Below are 13,429 nucleotides of genomic sequence, written 5' to 3'. Positions count from 1 at the left end.
ACATCGAACTCCAAAATTAGATGAGTGCGTCTACAAACTGATCCACTGACTCTTCCGTTTCCAAGTAAACATTGCTGAATGTTTTGCTATACAGACTCGCCACCTCGACTTCCACCACCGGTTTCGGTGGCACTACGGCAACAGTTGGCTTTACCGGAATCGCAGCAGGTTCTGATGTTGCTGAGCTCGCTACACTCTCTGCTTTGCTCTGAGCCAGTTGTGCCGCTTTGGCCTGACGCTGGATTTCCGCCTGAACTTCGCTTTCCAACTCATACAAGGCTTCATCAAAACGCTCGACAGCGGTTTGGGTTTGCAGCATATAGATGGTGGACAGGCTGCTTTCCACTTCAATATCCGTTTTCAGCAGTTGTAGTGGGCGTAATAGCTTGTTACTCAGCTCAGCGCTAGCGATGCCACTGTTTTTAATCTCGGCTTCCAGCTGCTTGATCTTGTCATCAATGTGTTCTATCGCTTGATTGCGCTTCTCAGTCAGCAATTGCTCATTGACGCTTTCCACTGTGCGAATCAAATCAGCCACTTTATTTAACAGGCCATAGGGCGATTCAAGAGTGGCAATACGGTGTAATTCGGAGAGGGCTTTTTTTGCCACCTCATCACTGCCCAGCGCCTGTTTGTTTTTCTCAAAATGACGTAAGGCCTGTTGCAGTTGTTGCCAGCTCGGCATCTGGTTACTAAAGAATTCATGAATATCACGGTAGTCTTCTTCCAGATCCAGATAGTCGTCCTTGTTCTCAACCACGGCCTTAAAGAAATCGAAGCTGTCGCTATTGGTCAGCAGACGTTCCAAAGTCAAAATCGACTTTTCAATCACTTTCTTGCCCGGGAACTGTCCGACATCAGTTTTACTCTTATACAACTTAAAGTTGGCTAACCAGTTTTTAAAATGTTGGGTATAGAATTCAAACAGCTCTTTTTCTGTCGCTGGCCCCATGGCCGAGAATAGGTCTTGGGTCAGTTGGCGTGCCTGTTTCAACACCTGATCATCAGTCTGGCGCTTTTTAATAATGGAAACATCACGGCGACGGCGACTGTTTTGTAAAGGCTCAAAGGCCTCTTTCAGCTGCAAGCTGCCGCCATTTAACTGCAGTGAAATCCGCCCCATTGCCGCCAGCTGACCCACCAGCAGTAAAATCTCGGCATCCGGCCAGCCATAAGGGCGTTTGGCAAAACGATCGACCACATCTGAGACTAGAATACGCTCTGTACCAGTGGCCCGCAGTGCAATGTACTGCTCCACTTCCTGTAGGGCTTTGGGATTGCTCTGCCCACCATCCAGAGACAATCCGAGCTGCGCCATATCATCCACAGTCAAGACGGCGTTCAGTTCACGCCAGGCATCCTGCTGATAGACCTGCAAATAGCTCAGTTTGGTATAGGTGTTTTCCAGCAAATAACGACAAGCCTCATCCAGCTTGCTGGAAGGGCTTGAAGATGAAAGTTGTAGATGTTGACCCAAGGCATAACTTTCTGCGTCCAGCAACATTTCTTCGACCCGGACACGCAGACGTTTTTTACGTTCCTGGTTCTCACGGCCACGGTCTGCCAGAATACGGGAAATATCGGACTGAGTGCCATCATCATTTAAGCGGATGAATTTATTGGTTTTCAGCCAGGTGCGCAGTTCATTAAAGAACTGTTTATCATCTGCCAGTTTAAACAGCACTTGTCCTTCGGCCTGAGTACTTTTACCAATACAGTAAGCTTCAGTGTAGAGGTTGTATTCCGTATCCAGTGGAGAAATGATTTCAACTTTCAAATCGCTCTCATACTTGCCATCCAGGCTATGGCTATCTAGGAAACGACCAATCTGATAGTCCATCTTGTTGGCTTGATGGCGGTATTTGTTCTGATCGCGCAGTAAATCTTTAAAGATCAGGTTGGCTAACTCTTTATTTTCTTCTGAAGCTGCTAAGTCAGTGGCTTTAATTTTGCGGGTAATGTCCCGCTCTTCATTGGTCAGGAACAGGAACTCATCGCCATTCCTAGTAATCAGGCTCTCTTTTTCCAGACGCTGCAGGCTCTCTTCAATCCGCTTGCGCAATGCCAGCTTATCTTCATCAATTTTCTCAATCGACAAAGTCACCAGGTTATCCAGCGTACCTTTGATGATATCGACATAGCGGATCATGAACAGGGTACGCAGCATCTGCACATCAAAACCATCCAGGGTTTGATTCTGCCCTGCCTGGTCGATGGTACGTTTAACCGCTGTATCCAGGAAGCCTTCGACTGAAGTATAGAAGCGGTGGAAAGGAACCAGGGCACCGACTTCATCTGTGGCAATCGCATTGGCGGCCATCTGGAACGCATCCAGCATGGACCGTTCACCATAGGCCAGGTGTGCACCGGTCGCACCGACTTTACGGATTTCTTCAAATACTTTTTGTACCAGCTGAAAATGGTACGGCGCAAAAGGATAGTTATGAATAAAGCTGTCTGGCCCCTCATAGTTCTTGAGGGTTGGGCCTGAACGGTCAAAGGTAATCTGATTTTTTAAGATATCGCCCTTTTGCTCAAACACCGATCTGAGCAATGCTTCTGCTTCTGGGGTTTTACGTAATAAACGTTTCTGGATGACTTCATCGGTATTGGAACTGGACAGTGATAAACGGGTTTTAAAACGTCCAGCAATCTTGGAGAAGTCATTGGCTTTGGATGAAGACATCTCACCTAAAACAGCATCGATGTCTGCCTGTGAAGTCACGATAATCCAAGCGCGGCCTTTACAGATCGTACCTAGATTTTCAGTAATGGTTTGCAATGTCAGCATCAAGCGGGTATCGCTGCCAATAAACTGCCCCACTTCATCGACCAAGAACAACATGCGTTGCTGGGGTCCTTTGCTGTCCAGGTATTCTTTCACCCACTGACAGAAATTTTCAACCGAAACACTAAAGGTCTGCTCAGAATCCTCAAACCATTTATGCGCAGCTTCTGCTGATAAGTTGAGGGCTTGGGAAATCGCGGTTTCGACATCATCCTGATAGAACTGATAGCCATCACGTTCTTCTAGCCAAGACATGCCGCTAGATTCTTCAAACGCCTGTTTAAAGCACTCATACACCCCTTTCTGGCTCAGGTGACGTTCCATATGTGCAATATGTGGATGGTCAGCACTAAAACCCTGATACTCGTTAAACACGCGTAAAAACACATTCAGAATCGGATTGCCGTCATCATTGGAGCTGGCTTTACTGTCGATGTTAAATAGGATGACATCGGCATGATGGCTAACGGCCTTGCCAATATCCGCACGGATAAACGCATCACGGATTTTGCTTTCATCAAAGAATTCTGCAGCACTGCGTTCGTTACCTTCCGCGTCACGTGCCACTTTATTGGCCAGAATATAGGACAAGGTTTTCAGAAAATGCGATTTACCTGAACCAAAGAAGCCAGAAATCCACACGCCGACACGATTGGCAATCGAAGGGTCGCTGAGGTCTGTACCATAGGACTGGAAAAAGTCACGAAAATGCTTTTCCAGCTCATTGGTGACCACGTACTCATCCAGCTCCTGGTAAACCGTGGCATTATCATCCTGATCTGCCTTCACCACCCCGTTAATTGCACGATCTAATGGCTTGTAAAAAAGTTCTTTAATATTCATCTCAATCAATTCCCCGAATTTTTATGGCTATTTGTCGTGCTTATGGCACTAATCTGAAGGCTCTGTAGTAATTATTGCTTGGAATTTTTCCAAATAAACTCATCGCTTGACCGTCGTAATAGCCTGGGTAAAACAGCACCACTGGCTTATGCCCCAGTAACGAATGCAAACTGTTCAATAAGTGATGGGCACGTAACAGTGGCCAAACCGACCCAACCCCAGTCATCAACACAATATCTTGCGCATTGGTGGCATATTTACTCACCAGATACGGCGCGAACTTATCCATATGCAGTGGGCCCTTTAAGGCTTTGAGCAGCGCTTCATCGCCTTTGGCTTTTTGCATTTGGATCGCTTTATCAATGAAATTGCGCTCAGCCAGGTAATCCACCACTGCTTGTAGCAGATTAATATTCACCACCTTCAGCTGACTGTGTTTTTTCTCCAGCATCCCGTCTAGAAAATGCAGATATTCGCGCACTTTCAACTCATCTTCAGGTGCATAATCAAAAATCCAGAAGCCAATTTCATTGCCCAGTCCTTGCCCGGTGAGAAACTCGGTGGAAAGAATTCGCTCTGGAATCTGGTTCAGACGCTCATGTATTGTTTGACTCATTGCTGCCCCTCTACAACTACCGCGTCCATAGCGACACTTCCATAGATCTTTTAATGCGTTGTTTATAATGTTCTTCCAACAGGCTACGCAGCTCTGCTCTGACGATCACGCGCTGCAACTCCAGCTTACGGGTACTTTTTAAGTAACCGGCTTCTGCCAGCATGCGAAACACCACCTGCCCCATTTTTTTCTTGCTGGACTCTTTCCAATCACAGATATCCGGATCACGTTGTGAGCGTTCATCCAAAAAATCTGACCAGATATAACTGTCCAAGTGTTGCGCCTGAGAGATATAGGCATCCCTCATCACCGTTTCCATAAACTCAAGCAGCAACAGGTTGCGTTCCAGTGCACCACAAAAAGCCACCTGGGTCGCCAGCTCATCATCCCCATCACGCAAAGCTTTCCAGAAATCAGGCTCTAAGCGCTCAAGACGCTTACGAATGGCAGTGGCGTTACGTTGGGCTGAAGCAGGCGTTCTTTTTTGCAGAATATTGTCAATCTGAATTGCCTGATGCCATTGTTCTGGAGTCGCTTCTCGTAATAACAGATCCGCGATCAGCCGGCTTTCACGCACCATCAGGGAGCCACCAATCAGGTCACTGTCATAATGAAATTGTTCTAACATGGCCAATCTCCTATGAGGCCTGATCAAACAGGTAAGACGACAGCTTTTCGATATCTGAGCGTTGTAGTACCAAGGGATATTTCAAGGCATCATCCGCCTCAGCCAGCGTGATCGCGGCCTGATATCGCTGCAAGGTATAGTGAGCCAGGGCTTTTTTCACCGGAATCTGTAATCTGCCATCAGGCATGCCGAAGTCTTTTTCGACCAGCGCTTGTTGTGATGAGTTCAATTTTGGATTAGGGATCAGCGTCAGTACAATTTCTTCATGCCATTGCTGATCCTGAGCAGGGTCTACTGACTCAATCGCCACCACAACAGGTGTGCGATCAATTCTGGAGAGTAAAAAGTCCTTAAACTGCTTGCTCTGATGGCAATAGGCACGGACATGCCAGCGAAAACCGGTATACACCAGGGTGTGTGGGGAAATGATGCGTTCATGCCACTGCGGATTCTGCATGGAGGCATAAATAATTTTGAGACAGCTTTGTGTTCGACAGGCACGCAACACTTCCCTGATGACTTCAGGACGCACACTGCGATCGGGTAACTGTACCGCTGAGAGATTCGGTTCCGGTGTCGCAATCAGGGCATGTGATTCACTGACCAAGCCCGAAAGCATGTTGAGATACTCATTGATATGCGCTGTAGTCAGTACAGGCTGGAAGCTGGCTTTAGGCACATAACCCTTGACGGAGGGGTCATGAATCAAGGCATCGGGGTTATACAGCGTATTATAGCGCTTGATATCCGCAGAAGCCTGCTGTCGACTAAGTCCAAACCAGCTCATCAAACGATTGGTAACCAAACGACCTTCCCAGTATGCAAGGAGTTCAATGGCTCTCATTCTGAGAAGGACTTCATGCTTATCTGTCGTCATATACCAATCAATCAATAAATAGCAGCTTTAAGATTACCCTACAGCAAATATACAGTAAACATTTTTGACGGTATTTAAAGGTAGTATTGCAATCACCAGATAAAAAATATACTAATATCGTGATGATAGCTGTCAAAGTAAGATCTCTAGCAGATCATGGATCCTGGTGTAGAGCGTAAATTGAGCTAAATTTTAGAATGAGAGCAATATGGGTTTTAGATTTCGTAAAAGTATTAAATTATTCCCGGGTTTTAAAATTAATCTGACCCATAAAGGCATCAGCAGTGCCAGCATTGGCAAACCTGGTGCTTCTCTAAATATTGGGAAAAAAGGTACGCGAACCAGTGTCGGTATTCCAGGTACGGGACTATCTTACTCTAAACACCAGCCTTACTCTAAAAAGACCCGTGTTCCACAACCGACATCGCTAGAACACACGGAATATAATCCTCAGAATTTAGAACAACCGAACACAAAGATCTGGCCTTGGATTATTTTTGGAATATTGTGTTTTATGGTGGGTGCCGTCATTTTTTAGCAAGAATAGCATTGTATTTTAATCAAAAAAAATGCCCAGATGGATGAATGGGCAAACTAAGGAATTAATATCCTGCAGAAACTCCAGCGCAATTCTCGCTACTTTCAGTAAGCGACTCTGGCTCAATCATGATAGTCTGACTCAATCGAATCGAGGTAAATCGATCCATCACAATTGGAGCAGAAATTATGCTTGAATACATTCTTGAATGATGCTGAAAAGTCTTTGAGTTTTAATTAATAAATAAGAGTATCCATGTCTACCCTCAACTTTACTTATTTTCAGATAGCAACCAATCGAGAGCACTCATTTTTACAATACCATTATAATTCGCTTCAGTCCCTATCCTGTCTAAGGTAAGCAAATACTTGGGATACGAATCAGAAATTTTCTGTAATGGACGTAACTCTCGGCTGAGTGTCTCCTCATTGAGCGTTTCTAATGCCACCTGATAATAAGTTAAATTCTGTAAAGTATCGACAGCAACAAAATCAATTTCATATTCATCAACCCGCCCTACATAGACCGTATAACCTCGTCTGACAAGCTCAAGATAAATCACATTTTCTAAGATATGACCTTGATCAGCATTAGCATCAGGCAACATAATCCGGCGCAATCCGACATCAACTAAATAGTATTTTTCAGAGGATTGTAATAACTCACGCCCGCGTACTTTAAATTGTGCGGCACTATAAAATAACAAACTGTCCTGTAAGCCCTGAATATAGCGTTTTACTGTTTCAAATGAAATTTTAACCCCACTTGAAACAAAGGTATTTTTAATTTTATTGATGGAAATAGGTGAGCCTGTCACGCTTGCCAAATATCTTGCGACACGCTCGAGAGAGTTAATATCGGCAGTATTCAAACGGGGAATAACATCTTTAAACATTACACTGGCATAGACCGCTTGCAAGTAATCATAAGTTTCCTGCTGGCTAGTCATGGCAAGCGTATAAGGGAAACTACTGCGCGTATACATGGCATACAAATCACGATTGGATAATTGTTGGATGATCGGATTATTTTCAATATGCCACTGTTTAAATTCTTGGAATGACAGAGGTAGAACATGTTGCTCGATATAGCGTCCTGTAAGTAAAGTCGCAAGTTCTCCACTTAGAAAGAATGCATTTGAGCCTGTAATATATAAATCGATATAATCCCGAACATATAAAGAGTCGACTACTTTCTCAAAATTTGTAACATGTTGTATTTCATCTAAAAAAACATAGTTTTTTTTACTTTTATCAACTTTAGACAATACATAATCATGTAGTTTACGGTAATCGGTGAGTTCTTCAAATTCCATAAATTCGAAGTTGATGGCAATGATGTTTTCGGCTTGTATACCCTGTGCTTTTAGGTCTTGTTGAAACATCGCCAATAAGGTGGATTTTCCAGAGCGACGCACACCTGAAAGTACTTTAATGACATCACGGTCTTGCCATGTATTCAGAAATTTTAAGTAGCCATCACGTCGAATATTAGCGCTTCTCATTATTTACACTTAGAATCTAAAGTTTTAATAAATTCTATCAAATTTTAGAATGTATATGTAAATATATTTAATTTTAAAAAAAGTTTAAAGGTTAAGTGAAACATTCAAAGCTGCTGTAGAAGCATGTAAACAGCAGATCTGATCAAAATCCAAATTCTGTCTTTTTAATTATTTTCCATGTTATGTCATTGATGCTACGAGTTAACTGCTATATAAATTAAGTGAAAAGTAAATGGAACTAAGATGTTAACTAGAGTGGAACTCATTTTTGTTGTGCTAATGGTCTCAGCCTTAATCCTAATTGCTTATGAAATGCTAAAAGGTTTATTTTAGAGCATCTATACAATTTTTGATCAAAAAAAAGCCCACAGAGGGAATCTATGGGCGAAACTAAGGACCTTGACGGTCATTCAGAAACTACAGCTAGTTTCTGGTTGTGATTCTGGACTGAATTAAAAATAACCACATTGGCTGAATGTATCAAAAGTTAAATCATGTGATTAATCATTGATACATCTGCAAAAATGAGCTCATCGCTCTGCTGCTCAATACAGTAATTCACCAAACAAATCCGCTCTAATCTCTTCCAGGCTCAGATCTGATTTCATCCTATTACAGATGGGATGAACCAGCAGACCATTCTCTAGAACGCCTTGCCCACCTACGGCTTTGGCAATCCGATGATCCGATTCAGTAGAATCAAGATAGATCAATCCATCACAAATGAGGCAAAAGTTATGATTACCCACCACAAAATTGTGCTTCAGCAGACTCTTGGTTAATGCCGAAAAGGCCTTTGGCTTTGACCGAGAAATTGGACTAATCGACTCCACATATCCCACCACATGCTTGACGACTGCATCATCATAACCACCCAAAAATCTTTCGACATAAAACTCGTTAAAGTTTATGTACTTGAAGGCCTTAGACATGGACAGAATAAAGGTATTCAGGCATTCCTCATCATCAAAATCAACTTCCATTTCCAAGCTTAAGCAAATAAAGGCTTTATAGACAATTTGTAGCCGATCATAGCCCTTGATACCACTGCCGAACTTGCCGACCGTTTCAGTGGTCGCCACGGGGAAATTAGCAATCAAGAACTCAATACTACGGCGTACCCGGGTGAAGTCTTTGAAACTAATCGTTCGATGATGAATCTGCATGAGGCTTTCATGAATTTCATACACAATTGAAAACCATGCAAGAAAAGAAGTAATCTGAAAACGCTGGTCCTTATAAAAATATAAGTATGGATGAAAGCCCAAACTCGGAACCCCAGTATTTTTTACAGGCGTCGCTATTCTGCAAAGAATGGTCAACAGATGCGACATCAGGTTTTCAACGCGTTCCCCCTGATTCAGACTCATAATATTATGAATCTGATCACCAGCAATGATATTCATCAACTCATTGACCAAGCCAATTTTTTTGCCATGACTCATTTCATTGTCTAATAAAATGGTCGAAAAAAGGAGCTGATGGATCCTCTCCCCTAACTCAATCAACTCATTTAAACGTGTATATTGGAGCTCTTCTAGGTTAGATTTATTGTCATTGATATAACAACAGGCATAGATCGCATAATACGCGTCACTACCGCGATTTCTTAGGTGATATTCCTCATATTTATCTAAACGTTTAGTATCTGAGTTAATAGATTGAAATACCCGTCGCGCATCTTCCGGAGTCCCCAGTACCTGCCTGAAACTGATTTTAATATCTTCTAACTTCGACTTTTTTTCTGCAAATTCAGCATCAGTGCAAATTCTTTGAAAATCAGCGAGATCTCCTAAATAATTGCGGAGGTAACGAATATCTTGTTTTTGTGGATCATTGAAATTAGGTGCTTGAGTGACTTGCTCATCCGCAAAATATCTATTAATCCACGCATAGATACAGGAAAACCTCGACCATTGTTGGGAAAGTAGGCTATGCACTTTTAACAGGTCTTTATAAGCCTGAAGAAATATTGGTTTTAGCATTCAACAGAAATGCTGGTGAAGAACTTAACGAGCGAATCAATTTAAGACTAAAAGATATTCTTGAGAAGTTTAATACGAAAATCGAAGCACTAAACTTTCATCAGTTTGGAGTAAGAGTAATCGGTAAAGCCACAAGCAAAAGCCCGTCCGTCTCTGAGCATGCAGGCAAGACTCAACCATTACTCAATCGAATCATTCAACAGTTGAATGAAACTGATTCTGATTTTCAGGAAAAATATCTTTTATTCAAAACAGCCTATTCAAAAGCACCACTCTCGCCTTTTGCATTCAAAACTCAAAGTGAATGGGAAAAAGCACAAAAACAATCCTTTGACAGATTCAAAGATGGTTTTGTCACCTACCAAGGTGAACTCGTTAAATCTCATGGTGAAAAAGCCATTGCCAACTGGTTGTACAGCCAAGGAATTCCCTACGAGTATGAACGTGCTTATGAACATGAAACTGCAAATGAAAATTATCGTCAGTACAAACCCGATTTTTATTTCCCAGATATTAATCTGTATTTAGAACATTATGCCGTGGATCAAAACGGCAAACCGCCTGCTCATTTTGGACAAAAATATCTGGACGAAATGAAATGGAAGTCGGAAACCCACCAGAAGTATAAAACTGATTTAATCAGTACCACCTTTCATGAATTTATTACAGGTTCGATGTTCAAAAAGCTGGAATATGAACTTCAAACACGTGGGCAAATATTTCAACCGCGTAGTCTCAATGACATTAATACCAAAGCATTCTCCATCTACGAACAGAATGCTGATGACCTTTACGGCAGTTTTTTAAGCCACTATAAGTCCAATCAAGCCAGTGTGATTAAGCTATTGGAAAACCCATCCCTCACATTACGTCAAAGCTTATTCTTGGAATTATTTTCAAAAGTTTATGCAAAGTATGAAGGAACTTTAAGCTCAAACAAAGAGTGTGATTTTGATGACTTACTGATTGAATCTGCCAGACTGGTCAATGAAAATAAATATAGAAGTCCATTCAAACTGATTATTGTTGATGAATTTCAGGATACATCTCAGTCAAGGGCACGGTTTATTCAGGCGTTATTAAATCAAGTTCCTGAAGCAAAACTGTTTTGTGTTGGTGATGATTGGCAAGCGATCTATCGTTTTGCAGGTTCAGACATCAGTATTTTCACTCAGTTTGAAAAAGTCTTCGGCTATACTAAACAAACTCAGTTGACTCAAACATTCCGTTCCAATCAGGGTATTGCCAATATTGCCAGTAGTTTCATTCAAAAAAATAAAGCACAAATGCAAAAAGTGGTCAAAGCCATTGACCAAACCACCAGCAAAGTCGTTGAAATAAACTTTTCTACAAAGAATGAAGATATACTTAATTATCTGGTTAAAATCATTTCAGATATCAATGAAGCTAACGCAGGTAATCCAAAGAAAAAATCTATTTATATTTTAGGTCGGTATAACCACCATAAGCCTAATTTAGGTAATGTACAGCCATTATGCAGAAACTGTACTGTCCAATTTAAAACAATCCATTCGTCTAAAGGGTTGCAAGCAGATTATGTAATTTTGGTAGGTTTGAATAAAGGTGGCAGTGCATTCCCTTCTGAAAAGGAAGATGATCCTCTTTTGAACTTAGTTTTACCACAACCTGAAACATATGCTTTTGCTGAGGAACGTCGCTTGTTTTATGTTGCACTGACTCGTGCAAAGGAAAAGGTTTATTTAATTGGTGAGCGTGGTTCAGTTTTTTTAGAAGAAATTACCAAAGACAAAAATCTCAAAGAGTTTATTCATATACCACAAGATGAACATAAAAAAATCAACTGTGACATACCACCTGAATGGCTGTGTCCAGAATGCGGACAAGGACGGCTTTGGAAAAAGAATGGTAAATATGGACCATTCATGGCATGTAATAGCTACCCAAAATGTGACTATACAAGAAAACTCAAAATATGATTAATTCGCTATGAATAGCTATCTATTTTGTAGACTGGAGTCCACAGTATAACTTATAAAGTTACGTAACTTTATAAAACTTCATAAGGGAAGTAAATAGATGCTTTGTTGCTTAAAGATTGCAAAGTTAAAGCTACATCAACTTTTCAGCATAGGTTTATACAAAAAAGCTAATTGCTTTTCTACATTTACAACTTTAAGTTAGCGAAGATCTGTTGAGCTGAGTCCTGAAAATGTGAATAGGCTTGCTGCCATGTTATCTGTTCGTCCCCGAACACCATAGGAACAACAAAATTATTAAACCTGGCTTTATAGAGTGGATTACGACTTAATTCATTTAAACCAAATAACAATTCAGCAATCGGGTCTTCAACCATAAGAGTATGCTGACGACCGTAACGCTCAATATCAGTTTTTATAACTTTAGTAGCTAAGTGCCCTAAATAAACAAAATCTTGTCGTTTACCATAGGTAATTTTAAAGTAGTCATACACATGTCGAACTAATGATTCATCATCAGCTCTTTCAGCATTTCTAGCAAAGGCCGCTGTACGCCTTAAAATTGCTATCAGCTTCTCGATACTGGTACTGACAATTGTGACGGAGGGAAAAGCATCGACAGGCTTCCCTTCCTTAGCCAAGTCATACACAAACGAGGTGATACTTCTAGATTCAAAAGGCTCAAGCAAGTCTGTTTCAACTAATTCCAATTTAATGAATGGTCGTAAACAGGGAGCTTGATTGAAATGCTGAGGATATCGAATTAGTAATTCCATATAACGATATTCATCCCAGACAACTGGTTCCTCTTCAATTTTAAAGAAATCAGATTGAGAGATTTTGTCTTGTACTTGATGAAGCAATTGTTTACGTACAACTTTAGCTTTAGAGCGACTTAATGCAATATCCGGTTTTGGAACTATTTTAATGTCCACATCTTCAGACATCCTATTTAACTGAATATTTGCTTTAGCTAAAGAAGTTCCACCAGCAAAAACCAAGTCATGCGTTTCAAATTCTAGAGACTCTAATAGTCTCAATAACTCGACAACATAGTAATCTTTTTCAACAATAGAAGTTGCACCAATACCAAGCGCATCAGCGACATCTGCAAACAGATTTTTTATATCAGGCATTAATTTGGCTACGACCTACAGACAATTGGCGTGTAAAACGACGCGGGGTTTTAATTTGAGTAAAGGCTGGGATCTGGGTGGATTGACCAGATAAATATTTTTCCGTAGCCTTACCCAACGTAACCCGCACACCCAATCTTGTTAATGCCTCTAAGATCACTGCATCCGCACCTTCTGGACAGGCTGGCATTACTTTGCCGGTAATTTGGTTTTTTCTTGCTTGGGTATAAATACCATAACCAACTTTGATTAGCTCACCTTCTTGAACTAAGTTTCGCAGAACTCTTCCAATTTGGTCATAATTCGCAATGTCCTTAAAATCATCACGCATAAAAACATAACGTTTTGAGCGTTTGATGCGCATTTGCATTTTCGCTTTAATTGTCATCGCATCTCCCTTATACATCAGTTTTCACATACCTTTAAACTAGCAAAAATACGACATTTTGTCGAGCAAAAATACGACATTATAATAGCTGATAATATGGATAAATCAGGCAGTGAGACAGCTTTGTCTGATCTGATAGTTCTGGGTTGAGTTACAGAATTCTATGAG

The 13,429-nt window shown here is 41.3% G+C and carries 8 protein-coding genes and 2 pseudogenes; 2 read left to right on the top strand and 8 right to left on the bottom strand.

Features of this window, described 5'->3' with window-relative positions; genetic code table 11:
* Window positions 1-16: 16 nt before the first annotated feature.
* The 4 genes from brxC to IMO47_RS11005 are packed head-to-tail and all read right to left on the bottom strand — an operon-like array spanning window position 17 to window position 5,752.
* Window positions 17-3,631 carry a BREX system P-loop protein BrxC gene (gene brxC / locus IMO47_RS11020; protein WP_196075355.1) on the bottom strand — a complete coding sequence of 1,205 codons (3,615 nt, stop codon included), beginning with the start codon at window positions 3,629-3,631 and terminating at the stop codon, window positions 17-19.
* Window positions 3,632-3,671: 40 nt separating this feature from the next.
* On the bottom strand, window positions 3,672-4,247 hold the full coding sequence (locus tag IMO47_RS11015) for a DUF1788 domain-containing protein (protein WP_002010699.1): 576 nt from the start codon (window positions 4,245-4,247) through the stop codon (window positions 3,672-3,674).
* A 16-nt stretch (window positions 4,248-4,263) separates the two neighbouring features.
* Window positions 4,264-4,875 (bottom strand): DUF1819 family protein, encoded by a 612-nt coding sequence (locus IMO47_RS11010; protein ID WP_005115118.1) that lies wholly within the window; start codon window positions 4,873-4,875, stop codon window positions 4,264-4,266.
* A gap of 10 nt (window positions 4,876-4,885) precedes the next feature.
* Complete coding sequence (locus IMO47_RS11005; RefSeq protein WP_174761285.1) at window positions 4,886-5,752, bottom strand: WYL domain-containing protein; 867 nt, start codon at window positions 5,750-5,752, stop codon at window positions 4,886-4,888.
* A 208-nt stretch (window positions 5,753-5,960) separates the two neighbouring features.
* Between IMO47_RS11005 and IMO47_RS11000 the strand changes: the two genes are divergently transcribed.
* Window positions 5,961-6,290, top strand: a complete 330-nt coding sequence (locus IMO47_RS11000) for a DUF4236 domain-containing protein (protein ID WP_058952660.1) — start codon at window positions 5,961-5,963, stop codon at window positions 6,288-6,290.
* 271 nt (window positions 6,291-6,561) lie between these two features.
* Here the strand turns inward: IMO47_RS11000 and IMO47_RS10995 are convergent, their stop codons facing one another.
* Together IMO47_RS10995 and IMO47_RS19630 are read right to left on the bottom strand one after the other, a co-directional pair.
* Window positions 6,562-7,794: an ATP-binding protein gene (locus tag IMO47_RS10995; RefSeq protein ID WP_196075354.1), complete on the bottom strand. Its 1,233-nt coding sequence runs from the start codon at window positions 7,792-7,794 to the stop codon at window positions 6,562-6,564.
* A gap of 545 nt (window positions 7,795-8,339) precedes the next feature.
* Window positions 8,340-9,698 (bottom strand): annotated as a pseudogene (locus tag IMO47_RS19630) (HNH endonuclease signature motif containing protein); the annotation flags it as partial.
* On the opposite strand from IMO47_RS19630, the pseudogene IMO47_RS10980 reads away from it, so the two are divergent.
* Window positions 9,698-11,737, top strand: a pseudogene (locus IMO47_RS10980) (UvrD-helicase domain-containing protein); the annotation flags it as partial. The pseudogenes IMO47_RS19630 and IMO47_RS10980 sit on opposite strands and share 1 nt — an antisense overlap.
* Before the next feature lie 188 nt (window positions 11,738-11,925).
* On the opposite strand, the gene IMO47_RS10975 reads toward IMO47_RS10980, so the two are convergent.
* Together IMO47_RS10975 and IMO47_RS10970 are read right to left on the bottom strand one after the other, a co-directional pair.
* A complete protein-coding gene (locus IMO47_RS10975; RefSeq protein WP_196074542.1) occupies window positions 11,926-12,873 on the bottom strand; it encodes a nucleotidyl transferase AbiEii/AbiGii toxin family protein in 948 nt (315 codons plus the stop codon).
* Entirely contained in the window at window positions 12,866-13,261 is a 396-nt protein-coding gene (locus IMO47_RS10970) for a DUF6088 family protein (protein WP_196074543.1), read from the bottom strand. Before IMO47_RS10970 ends, IMO47_RS10975 begins: the two co-directional genes overlap by 8 nt.
* Between the last annotated feature and the right edge of the window lie 168 nt (window positions 13,262-13,429).

The sequence above is a fragment of the Acinetobacter sp. Res13-Abat-PEC15-P4-01 genome, from assembly GCF_015676285.1.
GTDB classification, from domain to species: Bacteria; Pseudomonadota; Gammaproteobacteria; order Pseudomonadales; family Moraxellaceae; genus Acinetobacter; species Acinetobacter nematophilus.
This window is presented reverse-complemented; position numbering and strand designations above follow the sequence as displayed.